The organism is Micromonospora sp. CNZ285 (genome assembly GCF_004637285.1).
The window spans coordinates 4,365,450-4,389,770 of record NZ_SPQD01000001.1 but is presented as its reverse complement, the minus strand read 5'-3'; the positions used below and the strand labels follow the sequence as shown (position 1 = coordinate 4,389,770).

At 72.0% G+C, this 24,321-nt stretch carries 24 protein-coding genes; 14 read left to right on the top strand and 10 right to left on the bottom strand.

Features of this window, described 5'->3' with window-relative positions; genetic code table 11:
- Window positions 1-22: 22 nt before the first annotated feature.
- A complete protein-coding gene (locus CLT75_RS19860) occupies window positions 23-385 on the bottom strand; it encodes a PH domain-containing protein (protein WP_135241958.1) in 363 nt (120 codons plus the stop codon).
- A gap of 32 nt (window positions 386-417) precedes the next feature.
- A complete protein-coding gene (locus CLT75_RS19855) occupies window positions 418-726 on the bottom strand; it encodes a 4a-hydroxytetrahydrobiopterin dehydratase (RefSeq protein ID WP_135241957.1) in 309 nt (102 codons plus the stop codon).
- A 184-nt stretch (window positions 727-910) separates the two neighbouring features.
- On the opposite strand from CLT75_RS19855, the gene CLT75_RS19850 reads away from it, so the two are divergent.
- Window positions 911-1,351 (top strand): (deoxy)nucleoside triphosphate pyrophosphohydrolase, encoded by a 441-nt coding sequence (locus CLT75_RS19850; RefSeq protein WP_209310358.1) that lies wholly within the window; start codon window positions 911-913, stop codon window positions 1,349-1,351.
- 107 nt (window positions 1,352-1,458) lie between these two features.
- On the opposite strand, the gene CLT75_RS19845 is transcribed toward CLT75_RS19850, so the two are convergent.
- From CLT75_RS19845 to CLT75_RS19820, 6 genes are all read right to left on the bottom strand, one after another.
- The gene (locus CLT75_RS19845) at window positions 1,459-2,565 is read right to left on the bottom strand and encodes a succinate dehydrogenase/fumarate reductase iron-sulfur subunit (protein WP_135241956.1); all 1,107 of its coding nucleotides are present in this window, start codon (window positions 2,563-2,565) and stop codon (window positions 1,459-1,461) included.
- Complete coding sequence (locus CLT75_RS19840) at window positions 2,565-4,478, bottom strand: fumarate reductase/succinate dehydrogenase flavoprotein subunit (protein WP_135241955.1); 1,914 nt, start codon at window positions 4,476-4,478, stop codon at window positions 2,565-2,567. The genes CLT75_RS19845 and CLT75_RS19840 overlap by 1 nt, the downstream gene beginning before the upstream one ends.
- Window positions 4,479-4,488: 10 nt before the next feature.
- A complete protein-coding gene (locus CLT75_RS19835; RefSeq protein WP_135241954.1) occupies window positions 4,489-5,310 on the bottom strand; it encodes a hypothetical protein in 822 nt (273 codons plus the stop codon).
- A gap of 227 nt (window positions 5,311-5,537) precedes the next feature.
- Window positions 5,538-6,950 carry a metallopeptidase TldD-related protein gene (locus tag CLT75_RS19830; protein WP_135241953.1) on the bottom strand — a complete coding sequence of 471 codons (1,413 nt, stop codon included), beginning with the start codon at window positions 6,948-6,950 and terminating at the stop codon, window positions 5,538-5,540.
- Window positions 6,947-8,383: a TldD/PmbA family protein gene (locus CLT75_RS19825; RefSeq protein WP_135241952.1), complete on the bottom strand. Its 1,437-nt coding sequence runs from the start codon at window positions 8,381-8,383 to the stop codon at window positions 6,947-6,949. Before CLT75_RS19825 ends, CLT75_RS19830 begins: the two co-directional genes overlap by 4 nt.
- Before the next feature lie 67 nt (window positions 8,384-8,450).
- Complete coding sequence (locus CLT75_RS19820; RefSeq protein WP_135241951.1) at window positions 8,451-8,999, bottom strand: Uma2 family endonuclease; 549 nt, start codon at window positions 8,997-8,999, stop codon at window positions 8,451-8,453.
- A gap of 240 nt (window positions 9,000-9,239) precedes the next feature.
- Between CLT75_RS19820 and CLT75_RS19815 the strand changes: the two genes are divergently transcribed.
- The 5 genes from CLT75_RS19815 to CLT75_RS19795 all read left to right on the top strand — a co-directional run bounded on the left by CLT75_RS19815 (window position 9,240) and on the right by CLT75_RS19795 (window position 15,215).
- Complete coding sequence (locus CLT75_RS19815) at window positions 9,240-10,343, top strand: ABC transporter ATP-binding protein (protein ID WP_135241950.1); 1,104 nt, start codon at window positions 9,240-9,242, stop codon at window positions 10,341-10,343.
- Window positions 10,340-11,362, top strand: coding sequence for a dipeptide ABC transporter ATP-binding protein (locus CLT75_RS19810; protein WP_135241949.1), 1,023 nt, complete (start codon window positions 10,340-10,342; stop codon window positions 11,360-11,362). Before CLT75_RS19815 ends, CLT75_RS19810 begins: the two co-directional genes overlap by 4 nt.
- On the top strand, window positions 11,359-12,366 hold the full coding sequence (locus tag CLT75_RS19805; RefSeq protein WP_135241948.1) for an ABC transporter permease: 1,008 nt from the start codon (window positions 11,359-11,361) through the stop codon (window positions 12,364-12,366). The genes CLT75_RS19810 and CLT75_RS19805 overlap by 4 nt, the downstream gene beginning before the upstream one ends.
- Window positions 12,367-12,377: 11 nt before the next feature.
- Window positions 12,378-13,364 carry an ABC transporter permease gene (locus CLT75_RS19800; RefSeq protein ID WP_013288442.1) on the top strand — a complete coding sequence of 329 codons (987 nt, stop codon included), beginning with the start codon at window positions 12,378-12,380 and terminating at the stop codon, window positions 13,362-13,364.
- 108 nt (window positions 13,365-13,472) lie between these two features.
- A complete protein-coding gene (locus CLT75_RS19795) occupies window positions 13,473-15,215 on the top strand; it encodes an ABC transporter substrate-binding protein (protein WP_135241947.1) in 1,743 nt (580 codons plus the stop codon).
- A gap of 46 nt (window positions 15,216-15,261) precedes the next feature.
- Here CLT75_RS19795 and CLT75_RS19790 read toward each other — a convergent pair whose 3' ends face one another.
- Window positions 15,262-17,406 carry a prolyl oligopeptidase family serine peptidase gene (locus CLT75_RS19790; protein ID WP_135241946.1) on the bottom strand — a complete coding sequence of 715 codons (2,145 nt, stop codon included), beginning with the start codon at window positions 17,404-17,406 and terminating at the stop codon, window positions 15,262-15,264.
- Between the two features lie 85 nt (window positions 17,407-17,491).
- Here CLT75_RS19790 and mshB point away from each other — a divergent pair, with 85 nt between their 5' ends.
- From mshB to CLT75_RS19775, 3 genes are all read left to right on the top strand, one after another.
- Window positions 17,492-18,415, top strand: coding sequence for an N-acetyl-1-D-myo-inositol-2-amino-2-deoxy-alpha-D-glucopyranoside deacetylase (gene mshB / locus CLT75_RS19785; protein ID WP_209310357.1), 924 nt, complete (start codon window positions 17,492-17,494; stop codon window positions 18,413-18,415).
- 17 nt (window positions 18,416-18,432) lie between these two features.
- The gene (locus CLT75_RS19780) at window positions 18,433-18,906 is read left to right on the top strand and encodes a hypothetical protein (protein WP_412535472.1); all 474 of its coding nucleotides are present in this window, start codon (window positions 18,433-18,435) and stop codon (window positions 18,904-18,906) included.
- Between the two features lie 86 nt (window positions 18,907-18,992).
- Complete coding sequence (locus tag CLT75_RS19775) at window positions 18,993-19,457, top strand: hypothetical protein (protein ID WP_135241944.1); 465 nt, start codon at window positions 18,993-18,995, stop codon at window positions 19,455-19,457.
- Between the two features lie 12 nt (window positions 19,458-19,469).
- Here the strand turns inward: CLT75_RS19775 and CLT75_RS19770 are convergent, their stop codons facing one another.
- Window positions 19,470-20,489: a GNAT family N-acetyltransferase gene (locus tag CLT75_RS19770; RefSeq protein WP_135241943.1), complete on the bottom strand. Its 1,020-nt coding sequence runs from the start codon at window positions 20,487-20,489 to the stop codon at window positions 19,470-19,472.
- 79 nt (window positions 20,490-20,568) lie between these two features.
- Here CLT75_RS19770 and fdxA point away from each other — a divergent pair, with 79 nt between their 5' ends.
- From fdxA to CLT75_RS19745, 5 genes are read left to right on the top strand one after another with little or no spacing between them, the layout of a single operon-like run.
- On the top strand, window positions 20,569-20,895 hold the full coding sequence (fdxA, locus tag CLT75_RS19765) for a ferredoxin (RefSeq protein WP_007464872.1): 327 nt from the start codon (window positions 20,569-20,571) through the stop codon (window positions 20,893-20,895).
- On the top strand, window positions 20,892-22,001 hold the full coding sequence (gene dapC / locus CLT75_RS19760) for a succinyldiaminopimelate transaminase (RefSeq protein ID WP_135244068.1): 1,110 nt from the start codon (window positions 20,892-20,894) through the stop codon (window positions 21,999-22,001). Before fdxA ends, dapC begins: the two co-directional genes overlap by 4 nt.
- Before the next feature lies 1 nt (window position 22,002).
- A complete protein-coding gene (locus CLT75_RS19755) occupies window positions 22,003-23,019 on the top strand; it encodes a prephenate dehydrogenase/arogenate dehydrogenase family protein (RefSeq protein ID WP_135241942.1) in 1,017 nt (338 codons plus the stop codon).
- 5 nt (window positions 23,020-23,024) lie between these two features.
- Window positions 23,025-23,666 carry an SIMPL domain-containing protein gene (locus CLT75_RS19750; protein WP_135241941.1) on the top strand — a complete coding sequence of 214 codons (642 nt, stop codon included), beginning with the start codon at window positions 23,025-23,027 and terminating at the stop codon, window positions 23,664-23,666.
- Window positions 23,666-24,313 carry a nucleoside/nucleotide kinase family protein gene (locus CLT75_RS19745; protein WP_135241940.1) on the top strand — a complete coding sequence of 216 codons (648 nt, stop codon included), beginning with the start codon at window positions 23,666-23,668 and terminating at the stop codon, window positions 24,311-24,313. Before CLT75_RS19750 ends, CLT75_RS19745 begins: the two co-directional genes overlap by 1 nt.
- The last annotated feature ends 8 nt before the right edge of the window (window positions 24,314-24,321 follow it).

Genomic DNA, 24,321 nt, shown 5'->3' with positions numbered 1-24,321 from the left:
GGCGGCGATTGTGCCAGGCGGGTCAGGAGATGTACTGCAGGATCACGTTGTGCACGTGGTGGCTCTTCTGCGCGCCCCGGAACTCGACCTCGTAGGTGTGCGTGCCGACGTGCACCGCGATGGACCCGGTGGAGAAGAACGAACCACCCCAGGACTTGTTGCTCACCACGCTCACGCTGGTGATCTTCGAGTACGGGATGCTGGTGATCGCGTACCGCTTGCCGACGAAGGAGCGGTCCTGGACGATCACCCGCCGGTCGGTCAGGCCGATGAAGCCGGTGCCGGTGCCGATCGCGTCGTAGACGGCGATGATCTGCTCGCCGGGCAGCAACCCGCTCTGGATCTGCTGGAACTGTTCCTTGCGGTCGTACGTGGGGCCAGACATGCACCCGAGGGTAGGCGGGGCGTGCCAGCGGCTCAGGACTCGGTGACCGCGCGGACCGCGTCCTCGATGCGCGCGGCCAGCAGCACCTCGCCCTCGGTGAGCGGCTCGCCGTCGTCGTGTCCGAGCCGGATCTGGGTACGGTCGGCCCGGCGGCTGATCTCGGGGCGCAGCCGCAACGCGTCGGCCACCACCGCCACCCGCTCGGTGAGCGCGGCGTGCTGGGTGTCGTCGAGGACGATGGTGCGGCGGATCTGTTCGCCCTCGCGCGTCCATCCGGACAGCAGGGCGAGCGCGTCGCTGAGGTAGTCGTGCTTCGCCCGGCCGCTGAACAGCACGCGCATCACCGCACCTCCCAGGCGTCGTTGCCGGCTTGTGGCCAAATCGTCGCCATCCCGTGTCCCAGTCGACGCCCTCTAGTCTCTCGCCACTCAGATGGTGTGTCCACGCCCACACTTCCGTGTTCTGCTGACCTGACGGTCGACGCAGCTACCCAAACCGCCGATTGATCTGGCACGCTGGTGGCCCGTGCGGACCGAACGGGCAAGCGGAAGCGGGCAGGCCGACCGGCGGGAGCCGAAGGTGGTCGTCGGGGCGGCGATCATCGAGGGCGGCCGGGTGCTGGCATGCGAGCGCTCCGCGCCCCCCGAGGTGGCGGGGCGATGGGAGTTCCCGGGCGGAAAGGTCGAGCCCGGCGAGGCCGAGACCGACGCGCTGGCCCGGGAGTGTGCCGAGGAACTGGGCGTACGGGTGGCGGTCGGCGCGCGCGTCGGCCGGGACGTACGGATGGCGCACGGCCGGTCCGTGCTGCGCGTCTACGCCGCCCGCCTGCTGCACGGCGACGAGCCCAAGGCGCTGGAGCACGCCGCCCTGCGCTGGCTCTCCGCCGCCGACCTGGACAGCGTCGACTGGCTGCCGGCCGACGTGCCGATCGTGGCCGCGCTGCGGCCGCTGCTCGCCACCGGCTGAACGACAGCGGCGCGGACCGGGCCGTCCGGTGAACCGGACAGCCGAGCGGAAACGGGACGAGGGCCCGCGGCGTGTGCCGCTGGCCCCCGTCGTCGTCGCGCTGCTGTTCAGTGCTTCGGCTCGTCCTGCTGCGGGTGAGCGAAGTTGAGGTGCTCGGGCGGCAGCGGGAACGTCACGTCGTCGCCGAACGGCGACGGCGCGGCGGCCTTGTTGAACGTCAGTTCGGTCAGCGGCAGCCGGCCGTTGGCGTCCACCGCCGGGGCGGTCGGGTGCGGCACCTCGCGGTGCCAGTTGACGCCCTGCTGCGCCTGACGCTCGGCGGCACTGTCGTGCGAGCCGCCCGCGTGCGAGTGCACCCCGCCGGCGTGCGAACCGCCGCCGTGCGCGTGCGCCCCGCCCTGCGCCCCTCCGGACGTGACGGCACCGCTGGAATGCCCGCTGGTCGCGCTGGTCTGAGGCACCTGACCCCTCCGGAAGATCTTGTTACCGAGCCACACAAGGGGATCGTACCTGCGGTCGACGACCCGTTCCTTCATGGGGATGATCCCGTTGTCGGTGATCTTGATGTGCTCGGGGCAGACCTCGGTGCAGCACTTGGTGATGTTGCAGAATCCGAGTCCCATGTCCGACTGCGCGTACTCCCGGCGGTCGGTGCGCGCGTCGAGCGGGTGCATGTCCAGCTCGGCCGCCCGGATGAAGTACCGGGGACCGGAGAACGCCGGCTTGTTCTCGTCGTGGTCACGGATCACGTGGCAGACGTTCTGGCACAGGAAGCACTCGATGCACTTGCGGAACTCCTGCGAGCGCTCGACGTCGACCTGCTGCATCCGGTAGTCGCCGGGCGCCACGTCGGCCGGCGGCGCGAACGCCGGGGTCTCCCGGGCCTTCTCGTAGTTGAACGAGACGTCGGTGACCAGGTCCCGGATCACCGGGAAGGTGCGCAGCGGGGTGACAGTGACGGTCTCGGACTCCTCGAACGTCGACATCCGCGTCATGCAGCCCAGCCGCGGCTTGCCGTTGATCTCCATCGAGCAGGAGCCGCACTTGCCGGCCTTGCAGTTCCACCGGCACGCCAGGTCCGGGGCCTCGGTGGCCTGGAGGCGGTGGATCACGTCGAGGACCACCTCGCCCTCGTTCACCTCGACCGTGTAGTCCTTCAGGTCGCCGCCGGTCTCGTCGCCCCGCCAGATGCGGAACTGGCGCTTACTTCCCATCAGTTGTTCGCCTCCTCGGTGAGGGCGTCGAACTCGGCGAGTTCCTCGTCGGTCAGGTACTTGGCCAGCTCGGCCCGGTCGAACAGCCCGATCAGCTCCGGCCGCATCTTCGGCAGCGGCTTGTGGGTCAGCCGGACCGTGTCCCCGTCCAGCGAGCAGACCAGGTTGACCCGCCGCCACTTCGGGTCCATCGCCGGGTAGTCCTCACGGGTGTGCCCGCCGCGCGACTCCTGCCGCTCCAGCGCCGCCATCGCGGTGCACTCCGACACCACGAGCATGTTGCGCAGGTCCAGCGCCAGGTGCCAGCCCGGGTTGTAGCGCCGGCCGCCGGCCGCGCTCACCTTCGCCACCCGCTCCCGCAGCTCGGCGAGTCTGCGCATGGCGTCCGCGAGCTCACCCTCGCGCCGGATGATTCCGACCAGGTCGCCCATGACCGCCTGGAGGTCCTGCTGGAGCTGGTACGGGCTCTCCCCGGTGTCCCGCTGCAACGGCGCCAGCGCCGTCTCCACGGCGGCCTCCACCGCCGCCACCGACACCGCCGGGCGGGTGGTGAGCTGATCGGTGTACGTGGCCGCGTGCCCGCCCGCGCGCTTGCCGAAGACCAGCAGGTCGGACAGGGAGTTGCCGCCGAGCCGGTTGGAGCCGTGCATGCCGCCGGACACCTCACCGGCGGCGTAGAGCCCGCGCACCGTGCCGTACGCCGCGCCGGAGTCCGGGTCCACCTCGACGCCGCCCATCACGTAGTGACAGGTCGGGCCGACCTCCATCGGCTCCTTGGTGATGTCGACGTCGGCCAGTTCCTTGAACTGGTGGTACATCGACGGGAGGCGGCGGCGGATCTCCTCGGCCGACTTACGGGAGGCGATGTCCAGGTAGACACCCCCGGCCGGCGTACCCCGGCCCTCCTTGACCTCGCTGTTGATCGCGCGGGCGACCTCGTCGCGGGGCAGCAGCTCCGGCGGACGCCGGTTGTTGTCCGGGTCGGTGTACCAGCGGTCCGCCTCCTCCTCGGTCTCCGCGTACTGCTTGCGGAACACGTCCGGGACGTAGTCGAACATGAACCGCTTGCCCTCGGAGTTCTTCAGCACGCCGCCGTCGCCGCGGACCGACTCGGTGACCAGGATGCCCTTCACCGAGGGCGGCCAGACCATGCCGGTCGGGTGGAACTGGAGGAACTCCATGTTGATCAGCGTCGCCCCGGCGCGCAGCGCCAGCGCGTGGCCGTCGCCGGTGTACTCCCACGAGTTCGAGGTGACCTTGTAGGACCGTCCGACGCCGCCCGTCGCGAGCACCACCGCGGGCGCCTCGAACAGGACGAACTCGCCGGACTCGCGGTAGTAGCCGAACGCGCCGGCGACCCGGTCGCCGTCGAGCAGCAGCTCGGTGATCGTGGTCTCGGAGAAGACCCGGATCCGCGCGTCGTAGCTGCCGAACTCCTGCTTGTCCTCCTGCTGGAGCGAGACGATCTTCTGCTGGAGCGTACGGATCAGCTCCAGGCCGGTCCGGTCGCCGACGTGCGCCAGGCGCGGGTACTCGTGGCCGCCGAAGTTGCGCTGCGAGATCTTCCCGTCCTTGGTGCGGTCGAACAGCGCGCCGTACGTCTCCAGCTCCCAGATCCGCTGCGGCGCCTCCTTGGCGTGCAGCTCGGCCATCCGGAAGTTGTTGAGGAACTTGCCGCCGCGCATGGTGTCCCGGAAGTGCACCTGCCAGTTGTCGCGCGAGTTCACGTTGCCCATCGCGGCGGCGGCGCCGCCCTCGGCCATCACCGTGTGCGCCTTGCCGAACAGCGACTTCGAGATGATCGCGGTCTTCTTGCCGGCCAGCCGGGCCTCGATCGCCGCGCGCAGGCCGGCGCCACCGGCCCCGATCACGACGACGTCGTAGTGGTGTCGTTCGATTCGCGTCTCAGTCATGTCCAGGCTCTCAGTTGATGAACCGCAGGTCGTTGATCCAGCCGGCGGCGACCGCCATCACGTAGAAGTCGGTGAGTGCCAGGGTGCCGAGGGTGATCCAGGCGAGCTGCATGTGCCGGACGTTCAACCAGGACACCCCGGTCCACGCCTTGTAGCGCATCGGGTGCTTGGAGAAGTGCTTGAGCCGCCCGCCGATGATGTGCCGGCAGGAGTGGCAGGAGATCGTGTACGCCCACAGCATCACCACGTTGCCGATCAGGATGATGTTGCCCAGGCCGAAGCCGACGCCCTCGGGGGAGTGGAAGGCCAGGATCGCGTCCCAGGTGTTGATCAGCGAGATGATCGCGGCGGCGTAGAAGAAGTAGCGGTGCAGGTTCTGCCCGAGCAGCGGGAACCGCGTCTCGCCGCTGTACGACTGGTGCCCGTCCGGGACGGCGCAGGCCGGCGGCGACAGCCAGAACGACCGGTAGTACGCCTTGCGGTAGTAGTAGCAGGTCAGCCGGAACAGCAGCAGGAACGGCAGGGTGAGCGCCGCGTCCGGGATGATCCACCAGCCGGGCAGGAACTGGCCGAAGTGCGAGGAGCCCTCGACGCAGCGGTCGGTGACGCAGGGGGAGTAGAACGGCGTCAGGTAGTGGTACTGCTCCACCCAGTACCACTTGTGCATGAAGACCCGGACCGTCGCGTAGAGGACCCACGCGCTGAGCCCCACCACCGTGATCAGCGGGGCGATCCACCATCTGTCGGTCCGCAACGTCTTCGCCGCGATGGCGGCGCGTGCCCGCCCTCCCCGCGGCTGCGGTCTCGGCGTCCTGGCCGACGTAGTTGTCATTCGAGTCATCTCCCTGACGTCACTGTCACGTCCTGCGCACGCGCGAGGCCACACCGGCGAACCGGTGCGGCTAAGTGACACACGTTACGCCGATCTTCACGGCCCGGCCGCGCAACGCAGTGTCCCGTGTGTCCCGCAGCTTGGAAAGAGTCAGTTCATGATCAATGTGGCGGGTCGGCCGAACGGTGCGCCGACCGGTGCCGTGACGCGCCCGGCGGCGGGCCGGGTCACCCGGACGCGCCGCCGGTGAAGTGCCAGGAGGACAGCCGCAGCGCCGGGGTCTCGTACCAGGAGCCGTCAACGCGAGCGGGCTGGCGGACCGCCGTCCGGCCCAGGCCGAGCACCCGGCCCGGTCCCATCGCCAGGGGGTACGACTCGGTGAACCGGAAGTCGCGTACCGCGCGGGTCGGGACGCCGTCCTCGACCAGCCACACCCCGTTGCGGGTCAGCCCGGTGACTACCAGCTGCTTCGGGTCCAGCACGCGGGTGTACCAGAAGTCGCTCACCAGCAGCCCGCGCCGCATCCCGGACACCAGCGCGGCGGTGTCCGGGTCGCCCACCGCCCCGGTTACGCCCGTGCTCACCGCCGCGGCGGCCGACCCCGCGCCCGCACCGGCCGCCAGCAGGCGGATGTTGTGCGGGATCGGCCCGAACGTCGCGCTCCCCGGCATACCGTGGCCGGTGGACCCGGTGCCCGCCTCGGCGCCGCCGCGCCTGTCGTACGCCACCGCCCTTGTGATGCCGTGCTCCACCAGCGGCAACGCCCGCCGGGGCGTGCCCTCCAGGTCGAACGGCAGTGTGCCGGCGTGCAGCGGGTCGTCCACCAGCGTCACCGCCGGGTCGAACTGGGCGGTGCCCGGCTCGGCGAAGGACTGCCGTTCGGCGTACCGCTTGCCGTTGAAGCCGTACCAGGCCAGGTTCTGCAGCAGGTCGGCCACGGCCGCCGGTTCGAGCACCACCTCGTAGTGCCCCGGCGGCAGCTCGACCGGGTCGGCAGCGGCGCGCGCCTTCGCAGCCGCGCGGGCGCCGAGCGCCGCGCTGTCGAGATCGGCCAGCCGGTCCGCGCAGAGCCGGGCCACCCCGTCGGCGCCGCCGGCGCGGGCGATGCCGTCCATCGCCGCCTCGGCCGCCCGGCCGGTCGCCGTGTGCCCGGCCGAGTTGGCGAACGCCCCCGACCGGTACGCGGTGCGGCAGTAGCCGGCCGCCTCCAGCCCGTCGACCGCGTCCACGAACGCGCGTACCCGCTCGGCCCGCTCGTCGGGCGAGGCGAACGCGGTGGCCTCGTCGACGGCCGGGCCGGACGGCACCGGCGTCGGTGCGGTGAGTCCCGGCCAGGCCGGGTCGGGCGGCGCGAGGCGGGCCGCGGCCCGGGTCCGCTCGACCAGGGCGGCCAGCCCGTCGGCGTCGACCCGGCTGCCGCTGCCGGTCGCGGTGCGCCCGTCCACGTGCAACCGCAGGTGTACGGCGACACCGGTCTCGGACACGTTCTGGTGGATGAACGAGTTGGCGAACCGGGTCAGCGCCAGGTCGGTGCGGGTCACCAGCACCTCGGCCTCGGCGCCCGGACCGGCCGTGTGCCGAACCAGGTCCACCACCCCGGCGGCGATCTCCAACTCGGCGCTCACGCTGCGCTCGCTCATGCCCGCACCCCCACGCGGACCCCGCGGAACCGGGCCGGCGCGGCCGGGTGACCGGTGTGCCCGACCTGGCCGGGCTGCCCCTTCCCGCAGTTGGGAGTGCCCCAGGCGACCGTCTCCGAGGAGAGCATGTCCATCGAGCGCCAGAAGACCGGCCCGATGCCGGTGTAGGTGGGGTTGCGCAGCATCCGCCCCCGGCGGCCCTTCTTCACCTCCCAGCCGACCTCGCAGCCGAACTGGAAGTTGAGCCGCTTGTCGTCGATCGACCAGGAGCGGTTGATGTCCATCAGCACCCCGTCGTCGGTGGCCGCGATGATCTCGTCGAGCGTGTGCGGGCCGGGTTCCAGGCCCACGTTCGTCATCCGCACCATCGGCAGCCGGGCCCAGCCGTCGGCCCGTACGCTGCCGCCGTAGTCAAGGCCGGCGACGGCGGCCGAGTCACGGCCGGCGAGCACCCCGACCCACCGCCCCTCGCGGACCGCGTCCCGAGCAACCGCCGGCGAACCCTCGTCGTCGTAGCCGAAGCTGCCGAGCGCGCCGGGGATGGTCGGGTCGATCGTCACGTTCATCAGCTCGGAGCCGTAACGCAGCGAGCCGAGACGGGCCAGGTCGAGCCAGGACGTGCCGGCGAACGCCGCCTCCCAGCCGAGTATGCGGTCCAGCTCGATGGCGTGCCCTACCGACTCGTGGATCTGCAACGCGAGCTGCTCGCCGCCGAGGATCAGATCGGTCTCGCCGGACGGGCAGAGCGGTGCGGTGAGCAGCTCGCGGGACTCCTCGGCGATCCGGGCGGCGTGCGCGGCCAGGTCGAGCGAGGTGACCAGCTCCCAGCCGGTGGTGCCGTACTGCCCGCGGTAGCTCGGGTAGGACCGCCGCTGCGTCTCGCCGTCACCGATCGAGGTGGCCGAGATGCCGCCGCCGCACTCCCGGATGCGCTGGTCGATCCGGTGGCCCTCGCTGGAGACGAACCACTTCGAGGTGTCCCAGACCTGGTAGAGCCCTTCGGCCAGGTCGGCGCCGTGCGCGCGCATCGTCGCCGTGGCGCGGACCAGCAGGTCGCCCTTGTCCGACAGTGGCACCCCGAGCGGGTCGACGGCGCAGTCCGAGACCCAGCTCGCCACCGTCGCCTCGACCGGCACCAGGTCGATCGGCGGGCCGGGCACCCGCGCGCTCGCGGTGGCGATCGCCGCGGCGCGCCGGCCGGCGTCGCGGGCCGCGGCGTCGGACAGATCGGGTACGGCGTGGAAGCCCCACCCCGATCCGACGAGCGCGCGTACGCCCAGCCCGATGCTCTCGTGCTGGCTCAGCTCCTCGATGTCGCCGTTGCGGGCCGACATCGACTCGTAGCGGCGGTGCATGACCCGGGCGTCGGCGTAGCGGGCGCCCGCGTCGAGAGCGGCCTGGACGGCGGCGGTCGCCGCGTCGAACTCGCTCATGCCGGCACTCCGTTGCCCTGCTGACGCTCGCTCATGCGCCGACCCTAGGCGAGCGCACCGACATCCGTCAGGCGAGCAGATCCTCAGGCCGGATCGTCGCGTGGACCGGATCCGTCAGCTCCAGTACCTCGCCGGCCTTCGTGACGGACCGCTCGACGTAGTGCGCTCCTTGCCGCTGGTAAAGGTGCATCGTCAGGGTTTCCTGGTCGACAAGGAGATACCACTCGATGCCGGCGGCAGCGTAGTAGTGCATCTTGAGCACCTTGTCCGTGGCGGCGTTGCTCGGGGAGATGATCTCGCAGACCAGCCGGACGCTGCTCGCCTCGATCACGGGAACCCGGAGATCAACGTTGTCGACAATGGCGAGGTCGGGGATCGGTATCCGGCCCGGCCTGAGCCGGACGTTCACCGCTTCCAGTACGCGAAGCCCGGCTTGGCGCACTGGTGCCCGGAGTGCGGCCCGCAGCTCACCGGAGATGTTCTGGTGCAGCGGGGTGGGACCTGGAGTCACGTAGAGGCTCCCGTCGAAGAATTCGACGCGTTCCTGCGTCTCGCCGAGGGCGAGGTACTCCTCTTCGGTCCACGGGCCGTCGTGGCCGAACACCGCCGCGGTCATGGTCACCTCCACCTCGTGCTGGTGAGAATCCTTCCCTGATCGCCACGACCATCGTCGCACGACGGGTGCGACGACGAGGCGGCGACGCCCAATCGCGGCGGTGAATGTCCCAGGTGAGGGGCGTGCGGACGGGAGACCGAGTCGTTACGCTCGGACCGCTGACAGACCGTTCGATGTAGCTTATTTTCGCCTCTGGGGATTTCCTGTAGGTTCTCTTCATCACCGAAGGGGAGGCGGTCAATGGGCAGGTCGGAGGCGGTGCCGTCCGGGGAGCCGGACCGCCCGGAGGTGCCGGAGCAGCGCTCCGGCGACGGGCCCTATCTCCAGGTCAGGGATCTGCGGGTGCGGTTCGACACCGAGGACGGTGTGGTGCGGGCCGTGGACGGGGTGTCGTTTGCCGTGGAGCGGGGTCGCACGCTGGGGATCGTGGGGGAGTCCGGTTCCGGTAAGAGCGTCACCTCGCTGGCGATCCTGGGTTTGCACAACGCGAAGCGCACGACCATCTCCGGGGAGATCTCGGTGGGTGGGCGTCAGCTCGTCGGGTTGGGTGAGGAGGAGGTGCGGCGGCTGCGGGGCCGGGACATGGCGATGGTCTTCCAGGATCCGTTGTCGGCGTTGCACCCCTACTACTCGGTGGGTAGGCAGATCGCTGAGGCGTACCGGGTGCATCATCCGAGGGCCGGCAGACGCGAGGCTCGCAGTCGCGCGGTGGACATGTTGGGCCGGGTGGGGATTCCGCAGCCGGCCAAGCGGTTCGATCAGTATCCGCATGAGTTCTCGGGTGGGATGCGGCAGCGGGCGATGATCGCGATGGCGTTGGTGAACGATCCGGATCTGCTGATCGCCGATGAGCCGACCACGGCCCTGGACGTGACGGTGCAGGCGCAGATCCTGGACCTGCTCAGTGATTTGCAGGAGGAGTTCCGGTCGGCGATCGTGTTGATCACCCACGATCTGGGTGTGGTCAGTCAGGTGGCTGATGACGTGTTGGTGATGTACGCGGGCCGGGCGGTGGAGCACGGCAGTGTGGAGCGGGTGTTGCGGGCGCCGCAGCATCCGTACACGTGGGGGTTGTTGTCGAGTGTGCCGTCGTTGCACGGTGACGCCGACGCGGACCTGCTGCCCATTCCGGGTAACCCGCCCAGTCTGATCAACCTGCCGTCGGGGTGTGCGTTCCATCCGCGGTGCCGGTGGGCCGACGTGAACGGCGACCGGTCCCGCACCGAGGTGCCCGAGCTGCGGGAGGCCGGAGCGCCGGGTCACCTGGTCGCCTGCCATCTGTCGGCGGGGGATCGGGAGCGGATCTACCGCGACGAGGTAGCCCAGGTGGGGGTGGCCCGATGAGTACCGAGACCGAGCCGCTGCTGTCGGTGCGGGGGCTGACCAAGCACTTCCCGGTCCGGCAAGGGCTGCGCAGCACGGGTGCGGTGCGGGCGGTCGACGGGCTGGACTTCGACGTACGCCCGGGCGAGACCCTCGGGCTGGTGGGGGAGTCGGGGTGTGGGAAGACCACGACCGGGCGGATGCTGGTGCGGCTACTGGAACCCACCGCCGGCAGCATCGCCTTCGCGGGGCGGGACATCACCCACGCGAAACGTGGTGAGCTGCGCGGGTTGCGGCAGGACCTGCAGATCATCTTCCAGGATCCGTACGCGTCGCTGAACCCCCGCCACACCGTCGGGCGGATCGTGGCGATGCCGTTGCAGGTCAACCGGATCACCCCACCCGGCGGCGTCAAGAAACGCGTGCAGGAACTCCTCGAACTCGTGGGCCTGAACCCGGAGCACTACAACAGGTATCCGCACGAGTTCTCCGGCGGGCAGCGCCAGCGCATCGGCATCGCCCGCGCCCTGGCCCTGAAGCCGAAGCTGATCGTGGCCGACGAACCCGTCTCCGCGCTGGACGTGTCGATCCAGGCGCAGGTCATCAACCTGCTGCGCAGCCTGCAACACGACCTGGGCCTGGCGTTCGTGTTCATCGCCCACGACCTCGCCGTGGTGCGGCACTTCTGCCACCGCGTCGCCGTCATGTACCTCGGCAAGATCGTCGAGATCGGCGACCGCGACACCATCTACACCCGCCCCCAACACCCCTACACCCGGGCGCTGCTCTCGGCGATCCCGGACGTCACCACCCTCGGGCCCGCCGGCCGCATCCGCCTCACCGGCGACGTGCCCACCCCCCTCAACCCACCGTCGGGCTGCCGCTTCCGCACCCGCTGCTGGAAAGCCACCGACCACTGCGCCACCGAAGAACCCACCCTGACCACGCGGGACGACGGCCGGCAGCTCGCCGCCTGCCACTACCCGGAGAGCGGACCGGTCGGCGTGCCGACCGGCGAACCCGTGGAGGTGTCCCCATGAGCCTGTCGCCGGTCGAGGGCGTCGCGCTCGCCGAGATCGAGTCGCCCGGCGAGGGCGGCGAGAGCGGTAAGAAGGAGTTCGTCGGCCGGTCACCCGGCCAGCTCGCCCTCGCGCGGCTCAGGCGGGACCGCACCGCGCTGATCAGCGGCGGCCTGCTGGCGTTCTTCGTGCTCGTCGCGCTCGCCGTACCGCTCATCGAGGCGCTGTACGGGGTGGGCCCGAAGGAGCAGTTCCAGAGCCGCCTCGACGGCTACGGCATGCCGTTGGGCTACGCCGGCGGTGTGACCGGGGAGCACTGGTTCGGGCTGGAACCCGGCCTCGGCCGGGACATCTTCATCCGGATGGTGCACGGATTGCGGACGTCGCTGTTCATCGCGTTCGCCGCCGCCGTGCTGACCGCGGTGATCGGCGTGACGCTCGGGACGCTCGCCGGCTACCTGGGCGGCTGGCTGGACACGGTGATCAACTGGATCACCGACCTGACCCTGGCCATGCCGTTCCTGATCATCGCGCTGGCCCTGATGCCGACCGTCGCGCTGCGCTTCTACGGGCAGCGCGAGGCCGTGCCGGCGTACTTCCAGATCGGTGTGCTCATCGCGATCTTCGCCCTGTTCGGCTGGACCGGTACGGCCCGGCTGGTCCGGGGTCAGATCATCGCGCTGCGTGAACGCGAGTTCGTGGAGGCGGCGCGGGCCAGCGGCGCGGGTCTCGGGCACATGCTGTTCCGCCAGTTGCTGCCGAACGCCTGGGCGCCGATCCTGGTCGCCTTCTCGCTGGCGGTGCCGCAGTACATCACCAGCGAGGCCGCGCTGTCGTTCATCGGCGTCGGCCTCACCGACGAGACGCCGAGCTTCGGCCGCATGATCTACCGCAGCCTCGACTACCTGCAGACCGACCCGGCGTACGTCTTCTTCCCGGGCATCACCATCTTCGCGCTCGTGTTCGCCTTCAACCTCTTCGGTGACGCGCTGCGCGACGCGCTCGACCCGAAGTCGTCCCGGTAGGAGGCCGGCCCATGACGCGATTCCTCATCCGCCGGCTGCTGTCCGCCGCGCTCACGCTGTTCGCGGTCAGCGTGCTCAGCTTCCTGATGTTCTTCGCGCTGCCCCGCGACCCGGTCACCGGCATGTGCCCGAAGAACTGCAACCCGGAGCGACTGGAGCGGGTCCGCCAGGAGCTGGGCCTGCGTGATCCGCTGATCAGCCAGTACGCCGGCTACATGAAGGGCATCTTCACCGGCCGGGACCTGGGCAGCGCCCAGGGCGGCCGGTGCGACGCCCCCTGCCTCGGCTGGTCGTACGTGTCGAACGAGGCGGTCTCCGACACCATCGCCCGGGTGCTGCCGGTGACGCTGAGCATCGTCATCCCGGCCGCCATCCTGTGGCTGCTGCTCGGCGTCGGCCTGGGCATGCTCTCGGCGCTGCGCCGGGGCAGCTGGCTGGACCGGGCGGCGATCGGCTTCTCGCTCACCGGCGCCTCGTTGCAGCTCTACTTCGTCGGCGCGGTGCTGCTCATCGTCTTCGTCTACAACCTGCGCCTGCTGCCGGTGCCGAGCTACACCTCGTTGTTCGACAATCCGTTGAAGTGGACGAGCGGGCTGGTGCTGGCCTGGGTGGCGCTGGCGTTCCTCTTCTCCGCGATCTACGCGCGACTGTCCCGGGCGCAGATGCTGGAGACGCTCTCGGAGGACTTCGTCCGGACCGCGCGGGCGAAGGGCCTGGCCAAACGCAAGGTGTACGGCCGGCACGCGCTGCGCGCCGCGATCACACCGGTGGTGACGATCGCCGGTCTGGACGTGGGCGGGGCGCTGGGCGGCACGGTGATCACCGAGACGACATTCGGTCTGAACGGGATGGGGCGTACCGCTGTGGACGCGGTCCGCTCGGGCGACCTGCCGACGATCATGGCGACCGTGCTGATCGCGGCGGTCTTCGTGGTGCTGGCGAACGTGGTGGTGGACCTGCTCTACGCGGTGATCGACCCGCGGGTGCGGCTCGGCTGAACCGCGACGAAATTTATCGACAACTGTTATCCAACTCGTAGCTTTTCTTCTTTACGATCCTCGGGACGTCGGCGGATGCGCTCGGCGCACGGGTGGAGGAGGTAGGACATGCGACCACGCGCAGCGGCCGCCGCTGGCGGCGCCATCGCACTGGTTGTGGCACTCGGTGCCTGTTCGGAGAACACGGGCGAAGGCACCAAGGTGGACGGCAACCGGCAGCAGACCGGGGTCATCGCGACCGACCCCAAGGACTCGCAGGGCCCGGCCGCCGAGATCGACGGCGCGGCCAAGGGCGGGACGTTCACCATCATCCGGGAGACCCCCATCTCCCACCTGGACCCGCAGCGGACGTACTCGTTCGCCGGTCTGATGGCCAACCCGCTCTTCGCCCGCTACCTGACCACCTGGAAGGACGACGGCAAGGGTGGCCTGGTCCTGGTGGGTGACCTGGCCGAGACGCCGGGCAAGAACGTCAACAACGACTGCAAGGTCTGGGAATTCACCATCAAGGACGGGGTGAAGTTCGAGGACGGCAGCCCGATCACCTCGAAGGAGATCGCGTACGGCATCGCCCGCTCCTTCGACCCCGACCTCACCGGCGGCCCCACCTACATCCAGGAGTGGCTGGCCGACACCGCGCAGTACGACACCAAGTGGGACTTCAAGAAGAACAAGACGTCGCTGCCGCCGGGCCTGACCACGCCGGACGACAAGACGCTGCGCTTCGAGTTCGCCAAGCCGCGCTGCGACCTGCCGTTCGCGGTCTCGCTGCCCACCACGGCGCCGCTCAAGCCGGAGAAGGACACCGGGGTCAACCTGGACCAGAAGCCGTTCTCGTCCGGCCCGTACAAGATCGCCAAGAACCAGGTCGGGGTCCAGCTCACGCTCGACCGCAACCCGAACTGGGACGCGAAGACCGACCCGGTGCGGCACCAGTACCCGGACCAGTTCGTCTGGAGCTTCGGCCCGACCGCCGACGCCGCCAACAACCGGGTGATCGCGGACAACGGCGCCGACCAGAGCGCGCTGGCGTTCAACGCGGTGCCGGCCTCGCTCGTGGCGAAGGTGGCCGGTGACCCGGCGCTGAAGTCCCGGACGCTGCTGTCCCCGACCCCGAGCGCCAACCAGCTCGTGATCAACACCCAGCGGGTCAAGGACCTGAAGATCCGCCAGGCGCTCAACTACGCGATCGACCGCGAGGGCCTGGTCAAGGCGCTCGGCGGCCAGACCGTCGCGCAGCCGATCACCACGCTGATGCCGCCGTCGACCATCGGCTACAAGGCGTACGACGCGTACCCGGCCGGCGCCAACGGCAACGTGGAGAAGGCCAAGGAGCTGCTCGGCGGCCAGACGCCCGAGCTGGTCCTCGGCGTCGCCGACAACACGACCGAGCAGGCGGAGGCGGTCCAGCTCAAGGGCAACCTGGAGCGCGCCGGCTTCAAGATCACCGTCCGGAACATCCCGGACGACGCGAAGCTGGACGAGGTCAAGAAGAAGAACAACCCCTGGGACCTGTACATCGGCAACTGGGCGGCGGACTGGCCGAGCGGCGCGTCGATCCTGCCGGTGCTCTACGACGGCCGGACCATCAAGGCCGAGGGCAACAGCAACCAGTCGTACTTCAACGACGACGCGATCAACGCCGAGATGGACCGGATCCTGGCGCTGCCGCCGTCGGAGCAGGGCCCGGAGTGGGGCAAGCTCGACGAGCGGATCATGAAGGAGCACGCGCCCGTGGTGCCGCTCTACGTGGACGTGGCGTACAACGTGCACGGGTCCAAGGCGGGCGGGGTGTTCATCTCCTCCGTGTTCGGCTACCCGAACTTCGTCAACGCGTACGTCAAGCAGTAGCCACACCTGTGGTCGGCGGAAGGGCCCCTCATCGAGGGGCCCTTCCTCACAGGTAGCGGCGGAGGAAGTCGAGCTCCAGCCGGAGCAGGCGCTCGGACACGCCGCCGGCGGCCAGGTGGCTCGCGCCGGTCAGCGGCAGCACCGCGTGCGGGCGGCCCGTCGCCAGCAGCGCCGCGGACAGCCGCAGCGTGTGCGCGGCCAGCACGTTGTCGTCGGCCAGGCCGTGCACCAGCAGCATCGGCCGGGCCTGCGCCGGATCGCCGAGCGGCTCGGCGGCCAGCTCGACCAGCGAATGGTGGGCGTAGACGTCCATCCCGTCGTCCGGCATGCCCAGGTAGCGCTCGCTGTACGCGGTGTCGTACAACGCCCAGTCGGTGACCGGCGCGCCGACGATCGCGCACTTGAACAACTCGGGGTGCCGCAGCACCGCGAGCCCGGCCAGCCAGCCGCCGAACGACCAGCCACGCACCGCCACCCGCTCCAGGTCCAGATCCGGGTGCTTGTCGGCCAGCGCGGTGAGCGCGTCCACCTGGTCGGTCAGGATCACGTCCGCGACCCGTCTGTGGATCGCCTTCTCGAACGACGGCGCGATGCCCGGCGTACCCCGGTTGTCGATGGTGACCACCGCGAAGCCCTGCTCGGCCCACCACTGCCGTTCCAGCCAGACACCGCGGGCCGCCACCACCTCCTGGTGGCCGGGACCGCCGTAGACGTCCAGCAGCACCGGCAGCCGGGTGCCCTTGACGTGCTCGGCCGGGTAGAGCACCGCGCTGGGCAGCCGCCTGTCGGTCACCCGGACCATCGTCGGCCGCGGCGCGTACGAGCAGGTGGCGGCGAACGAGCGCAACTCGGCCACCTCGCGGTCGCCGTGCCACACCCGCCAGCGGACCCCGGCGTGCTCCAGCGACGCGATGCCCACCGCCAGCGTGGACCCGCCGATCGAGGCGGTGTGCCAGCCGGGGTCGCTGCCCATCCGGCGGGCGTCCATGCCGCCGCCGATGGTGGTCCGCACCCGGTAGAGGTGGCGCTGGCTCGGTTCGCCCTCGCTCGCCTCCACCAGCAGGTCCGCCGCCGCGTTCGGGCCGTTCGGCAGCCGTCCGACCACCCGCCGCACGTACAGCGACGGCGGGGTGAGCAGCGTGCCGTCGGCGAACAGGCAGCGCGCGTCGTACCCGTCGTGGGCCAGCTCGCCGCCGACCAGCACCCGCCCGTCGGGCAGGTGTGCCGGGGTGCCGGGGATCGGCTCCACCCAGCGCGGGTCGGCCAGCTCGGCGTGCACCTGCGTCTCCCCGGTGCGCGGGTCGACGGCGAGCACCAGGCCGTGTTGCTGCGAGCGGCGCAGCACGGTGATCAGCGGTCCGCCCTCGGTCCAGTCCACCGAACTCAGGTACGGATAGGTCTCGCGGTCCCAGTGCACGTCGACCCAGCCGCCGTCGAGGTCGAGCAGGTGCAGGCTGACCTCCGCGTTCGGCCCACCCGCCACGGGGTACGCGAGCGACGTCGGCGGGCTCGCCGGGTTGGCCGGGTCATGCAGGTACCAGCGTTCCAGGCGGGATTCGTCGACCCGGGCGGCCAGCACGCTGCGCCCGTCCGGCGCCCACCAGTAGCCCTGGTAGCGGTGGAACTCCTCGGCCGCGATGTGCTCCGCCAGGCCCCAGGTGACGCCGTGGTCCTCCCCGGCGAGCAGGTTGTCCGTGCCGTCCGGCTCGACCACCCGCAACTGGCCCCGGCGCACCCCCTCGGCGGCGTCGGTGACGTACGCGAGCCGTTCGCCGGCCGGGTCGGGGCGCGGGTCGATCACCGGCCCGATCGCCGCCACCTCGACCACGTCGCCGTGCACCAGGTCGGCCCGGAACAGCCGCCCGGCCAGCGCGAACGCGGCGACCCGGCCGGCCGAGTCCAGCGCGTACGAGCCGATGCCGCCGGAGCTGAGCCGCAACCGCTCGCGCAGCGCCCGTTCCCCGGGGGCGAGGCGGGCCGGCTCGGCGTCGGTGCCCAGCAGCACCGCCGGGTCCGCTACCAGTCGTTCCTCGCCGCTGTCGACGTCGAGCAGCCAGAGCGCGTCGGCCGGGTCCTCCGGTCCCGCGGAACGCAGGAAGATCACCCGGGCGCCGTCGCCCGCGACGGTGACGGCGCGCGGCGCCCCGTGGCTGAACCGACGGGTACGGGCGGCCAGCTCGGGAAAGTCCACGCCTGCAGCGTAGGCGGGCGCCGGAGGTGATGTGGCCGACCTGGGCGGACGCATCACCGTCGAGCGGGCAGGACCGCCGGTTAGAGTGACGGGCGTGACGACGCTGCCCGACCGACGCCTTCTGCTGGTCCACGCGCATCCGGACGACGAGTCGATCGGGACCGGCGCGACGATGGCGCACTACGCCGCCACCGGCGCCCACGTCACGCTCGTGACCTGCACGCTGGGTGAGGAGGGCGAGATCCACGTCCCGGCCCTGGCGCAGCTCTGCGCGGCCGAGGCGGACCAGCTCGGCGGCTACCGGATCGGCGAGCTGGCGGCCGCCTGCGCCGCGCTCGGCGTGACCGACCACCGGTTCCTCGGCGGCGCGGGCCGCTACCGCGACTCCGGCATGATGGGCCTGGCCACGAACGAGCACCCGCGGGCGTTCTGGCAGGCCGACCTGGACACCGCCGCCGGGTACCTGGTGGAGGTCATCCGCGAGGTCCGCCCGCAGGTGCTGGTCACGTACGACCCGGACGGCTTCTACGGCCACCCCGACCACATCCAGGCGCACCGGGTGGCGATGCGGGCGGTGGAACTGGCCGCGGCCGAGGGGATCGCCCCGGCGAAGGTCTACTGGACGGCGATGCCGCGCAGCGTGCTCGACGCGGGCCTGGAGACGTTCACCGAGTCGTCGGACAACCCGTTCGCCGGCATCGAGAGCGCCGACGAGCTGCCGTTCGGCACGCCGGACGCGGAGATCGCCGCCCGGATCGACGGCACCGACCAGCACGCCGCGAAGGAGGCGGCGATGCGCGCCCACGCCACCCAGATCCCGGCGAACTCCTGGCTCTACTCGATCGCCGGCAACTTCGGCGGAGAGTTCATGGGCGTCGAGTACTTCACGCTCGCGGTCGGTGAGAAGGGGCCGGGTGCCGGCCCGTACGGCTGGGAGGACGACCTCTTCGCCGGCATCGCCCTGGACGACCCGCGGCGGTCCCCGGTCGCGGCGGCCGGTCTCCGGTGACGCTGCCGGCCGTACCCGTGTCGACCCTTCCCGAGCAGCCGCCGACGGCCGCGACGCCGAGCCCGGCGGAGCGGGTGCTCGACCGCGCGCTGCGGGTGGCCGGCGGCGTCGTGACGGTCTGGGCCGGCGTCCTGCTGGCGCTGCTCGACCTGATCTTCGCGACGTGGGCCTGGGAGACCGTGCAGGGCCGCTCCGGCGGGTTGCGGGCGCTTCTCGGCGTCGGCCTGGTGGCCGCCGGTGTCGTCGCCGTGGTGGCGACGACTGTGCTGCTGGGCCGGTTCGCCCACCGGTCGACGGGTACGCGCTGGGCGGTGGCGCTCGGCGCGCTGCCGTGGTTCCTGGTGATCGTGGTGGGGGGCTTCCGGACCGTCGAGGGCGATCTGGCGCTCGCCGGTGACAACGTGCTCGGCCTCGCGCTGATCGTGGCCGGCGCGGTCACGTTCGCGGTGCTGGGCTTCCGGCACCTGGTGACGCCGCCCGACGCACGGTGAGGTGCTGACGCCGCACAGCTCGCGGTGGTAGACATTCCAGCCAAGAGGCCCGCCGAGGGAGCGGGCGGTACGGCGGGAGGCGTGCGATGGGTCAGCGGTGGCGTGCGGTAGGCGTGCTGGCGGCCGCGTTGTTCGGGGTGAACGTGGTGGCCCGGCTGGTCATCAGATTCGTGTTCCCGGACGACGACACCGCGTCCGGCCGCGTCTCGCTCGCCATGTTCCTGGTCATCGGCCTGATCCTGGCCGGCACCGCGTTCCGGTGGGGCGCGGATCGGCCACTTGGCCGCTGGGCGGGTGACCTGGCCGCCGCGGTCGCGGTCGCGCTGGCGCTCACCGTGTTCGTCGGTCCGCTGCTGGTCGGGGAGAACCCGTTCGGCGGCGGCGCGGGCCTGTTCTTCGCCCAGATCTGGCTCTATCTCGCGGCCACCGCGGCGGGCGTGCTCGTCGGTTACCTGATCCTGACCGCGCTGGGCCGGGACTACCGGTCCCGCCAGCTCAAGCGGTACGCCGAGATGAAGCGCACCCGGCCTCGCAAGATCGTCCGGCGCTGACCGGAGCGCCGCTCAGGCCGCCGGGGCGACCCGGGTCAGGTAGGTGTGGTGGGTGGTGAAGCCGAGCCCCCGGTAGAGCGCCACGGCGCCGGTGTTGCTCTGCTCGACCTGGAGGAACGCGTGGGTGGCGCCCTCGGCGGCGCCCCAGCCGGCCAGGGCGCGGACGACAGCGGCGGCGAGCCCTCGACGGCGCGCCTGTGGCACCGTCTCCAGCAGGCTGACGCCGAGCCAGCGGCCCCCGCCGGTCACCGTGCCCCGCCCGACCGCGAGCAGCCGGCCGTCCTCGCGCAGCTCGGCGAAGCGGACCCGGGGCGTCCCGGTGAGCACCTGCCGGGCGGCGTCCGGCAGCCCGCCCTTGCGGCCGGCGGCGATCGCCAGCCAGTCGTCGGAGGGCGCGTCCACCAGCGTCACCGGCGGCACCCCGGCGGCGGCGTCGGCCGGCAGCGGGGCGTCGGCGGGGAGCGGCCCGGTGCCCGGCAACGGGGTGGCGGGCGGCGGCACGGTCAGGGCGCGCAGCGGGACGGTCTGCACCAGCACCGGCGGCCGGGACGTCCAGCCGCGCGCGTCCAGCTCCGCGCCGACCGGGGCGGCGAGCGGCAGCGGGGTGTTCACCAGGGCGGGCCCGCCGCGCTCGGCGTACCAGCGCTGCACCGCGTCCAGCGCGGCGGGCAGCGGCCGGTCCGGGTCGCCGACCGGCAGCGCACTGTTCGCCCGCCCGGTCCAGCCGTCGGCCCAGCGCAGCCGCCAGTCGCCCAGCCGTCCGCGTACCGGCGCGGGCCAGGCCTCGTCGGCGGCCAGCTCCAGCGCGACCACGGCGGCGGCGGTGGGCCGCCGGGCCGGCGGCACCCGCTTGGCCCGGTGCACCTCGGCCACCGGTACGCGCAGCGGCCCGGCGTCGGTGGACAGAGTGATGTGGGTCTCGCTCAGCTCCACGAGCTCACCGAGCGCGTCGGAGAACAGCGTGCGGCCCTCGCGAATCCCCACAATCCGGCGGACCACGATCCGGTGTCCCACGTCCTGCTGTCGGAGCACGATCGACCCCCTCCCCGGCGAGATACTAGGCTCTTACCGTTGCGGTTGATCGCGACGAGTCTTGCGGAGGAGAAGACCGGTGACCTACATCATCGCCGAGCCGTGCGTGGATGTGCTCGACAAGGCATGCATCGAGGAGTGCCCGGTCGACTGCATCTACGAGGGCAACCGGATGCTCTACATCCACCCCGACGAGTGCGTCGACTGTGGTGCCTGTGAGCCGGTCTGCCCGGTGGAAGCGATCTTCTACGAGGACGACGTCCCGGAGCAGTGGAAGGACTACACCGGGGCCAACTACGAGTTCTTCGAGGACCTGGGCTCGCCCGGTGGCGCCTCGAAGATCGGCAAGGTGGAGAAGGACGCCACCTTCGTCGCCGCGCAGCCGCCGCGCGGCGAGGGCCACTGAGCCGGCGCTCGCCGGTTTCGGCACGGCTGCCCGACTTCACCTGGGACACCCTGGACGCCGCGGCCGCCACGGCCGCGGCGCACCCGGGCGGTCTCATCAACCTGTCGATGGGCACGCCGGTCGACCCGGTGCCACAGCTGATCCGCCAGGCCCTGGCCGACGCGTCGAACGCGCCGGGCTACCCGCTGACCGCCGGTACGCCCGACCTGCGGGACGCGATCGCGGCGTGGGTCGCGCGGGCCTGCGGCGCGGGTGTCGACGGCCTGGGCGTGCTGCCGACGATCGGCTCCAAGGAGCTGGTGGCCTGGCTGCCCACGCTGCTCGGGCTCGGCCCGGGTGACGTGGTGGTGGTGCCGTCGGTGGCCTACCCGACCTACGAGGACGGGGCCCGGCTGGCCGGCGCGACGACGGTACGCACCGACTCGCTGACCGCGCTGGGCCCGGATCCCCGGGTCCGCCTGGTCTGGGTCAACTCGCCCGGTAACCCGACCGGCCGCGTGCTGCCCGCCGCCCACCTGCGCAAGGTGGTCGAGTGGGCGCGCGAGCGCGGCGCGGTGGTCGCCAGCGACGAGTGCTACCTGCCGCTGGGCTGGGACGCCGAGCCCGTCTCGGTGCTCTCGCCCGAGGTGTGCGGCGGCTCGTACGACGGCGTGCTGGCGGTGCACTCGCTGTCGAAGCGCTCCAACCTGGCCGGCTACCGGGCCGGGTTCGTCGCCGGTGACCCGGCGCTGGTGGCCGAGCTGCTCAAGATCCGCAAGCACGCGGGTCTGATCGTGCCCGCGCCGGTGCAGGCCGCGATGGTGGCCGCGCTCGGCGACCAGGAGCACGCCGACGCCCAGCGGGAGCGCTACCGCGTCCGGCGGGAGAAGCTGCGCGAGGCGTTCACCGCCGTCGGCTTCACCGTCGAGCACTCGGAGGCCGGGCTCTACCTCTGGCTCACCCGGGACGAGGACTGCTGGGAGACCGTGGACTGGCTGGCCTGCCGGGGCATCCTGGTGGCCGCCGGTGTCTTCTACGGCCCGGCCGGCGCGCGGCACGTCCGGGTGGCCCTCACCGAGTCCGACGAGCACGTCGACGCGGTGGCCGGGCGGCTCGCCGAGGCCTGACGTGGCGGGCGGGCTGGCGCGGGCGGCGGTGGTCGGCACCGGGCTGATCGGCGGTTCGGTGCTGCTGCGGCTGCACGCCGCCGGGCTCGACGTCGCCGGCTGGGATCCCGATCCGGCGGCCCGCCGGCAGGTACGCGACCGGGGCGTCGACGCGCCCGACACGGTCGAGGAGGCGGTCACCGGCCGGGACGTGGTGTTCCTCTGCGGCCCGTTGCCCACGCTGCCGGTGACACTGGCCCGGGTCGCGGCCGTGACCGACGACGACTGCGTGCTCACCGACGTGGGCAGCGTCAAGGCCGAGGTGAGCACCGCCGCCACCGTCCAGGGGCTCGGGCACCGCTTCGTGCCGGGCCACCCGATGGCCGGCGCCGACCGGGCTGGAGCGGCCGCGGCCGCCCCGGACCTGCTCGACGGCGCCGCCTGGGTGCTCTGCCCGGGGCCGGCCGGCCTGGGCGCGTTCCGGCGGCTGGCGGTGCTGCTGGTGGACGTCTTCCACGCCCGGGTCGTGCCCATGTCCGCCCCGGAACACGACGGCGCCGCCGCGCTCGCCTCGCACGTACCGCACGTGCTGGCGGGTGCGCTGGCCGGCACCGTGCACCGGTCGGCGTTGCGGGACGCGGTGCTGACGCTCGCCGCCGGCAGCTTCTCCGACGGCACCCGGGTCGCCGGCGGGCCGCCCGAACGGACCGCGAACATGCTGCTCGGCAACCGGGACCGCGTCCTCGCCGAGCTGGACGCGCTCGGCGCGTTCCTGAGCGAGCTGACCGAGGCGCTGCGCGGCGGCGACGCGGGCGCGCTGGCCGATCGGTTCGCCGAGGGGCGGGACGTCCGCGCGACGCTGCGGGCGCGGACGTTCACCACGCACCGGCGGGAGTTCCCGGCCGCCGCCGACCACGCGGGCGAGTTGGCGTACCTGCGGGAGCTGGGCGCGGCGGGTGGTCACCTGAGCGGGGTCCGGGAGACGGCCGGCGCGGTCACCTACATGGGGCACCTGCCGGCCACCCCGCCGTTAGGCTGAGCGGCATGGCTGACGCACCGGTCGTGGCGGTACGCGGTGAGGCGTACCGGGAGGTGGCTCCCGAGCTGGCCCGGTTCACGGTGACGGCGGTGGCGCGCGACCGGGACCGGGAGACCACGCTGACCCGGCTGGCCGAACGGGCCGCCGCGGTGCGCGCGCTGCTCGACGCGGCCGAGCCGGCGGTGGAACGCCGGGAGACCGGCCAGGTCCATGTCTGGCCGGTGACGAAGCGCTCCGGCGACCGGGTGGTGGCCTATCAGGGCAGCGTGAGCACCACCGTCACGACCACCGACTTCACCGCGCTCGGCGAGCTGATGCTCCGCCTGGCCGACCAGGAGCAGGTCGAGGTGGCCGGCCCGGTGTGGTCGCTGCGGCCGGACAGCCCGGCCTACCGGGAGGCGCGGCAGGCGGCGATCGCCGACGCGCTGATCCGGGCCCGGGAGTACGCCGAGGCGCTCGGCGCCCGGGTGGTCGCGTTGCGCGAGCTGTCCGACACCGGGATGAGCGCCGCCCCGCCGATGATGGTCAAGGCGGCGTACGCGCGCTCCGGCGAGCCGGAGCGTGAACTGGAACTGGACCCGGCGCCGCAGCCGGTGCACGCGGCGGTCGAGGCGCGGTTCACCATCAGCGAGCCGGTGCTGGGCTGATGCCGGCGGCGGAGGTGCTCGGGCTCGACGACGTGGTCGCCCGGGCGCGTGCGCTGGCCGAGGCCGGCCCGCGTCAGCTGCTCGGCATCGCCGGCGCGCCCGGTGCGGGCAAGTCCACCCTGGCGGAACGGATCGTGGCCGCGCTCGGCACGGTCGCCCGGCTGGTCCCGATGGACGGCTTCCACCTGGCCGGGTCGGCGCTGGAACGGGTCGGCCGGGCCGGGCGCAAGGGCGCGCCGGACACGTTCGACGTCAACGGCTTCGTCTCCGTGCTGCGCCGGTTGCGCCGGCTGGAACCGACGTCGGTGTGGGCACCGGAGTTCCGCCGCGACCTGGAGGAGCCGGTCGCCGGGGCGATCGAGGTGCCGCCCGAGGTGCGCCTGGTGGTCACCGAGGGCAACTACCTCCTGCTGCGGGACGACCCGTGGGAGGAGGTGCGCACCCTCGTACACCAGATCTGGTTTTTGGACCTGGACGCGGAGCTGCGGCTGCGCCGGCTCGCCGCCCGCCACGAGGCGTACGGGAAGTCGCCGGAGCAGGCCCGCGCCTGGGCGCGGGGCAGCGACGAGGAGAACGCCCGGCGGGTGGCCGGCACGGCCGAGCACGCCGACCTGGTGGTACGCCTGGCCGACCCGCCGCCGGCGTGACGCCGGGC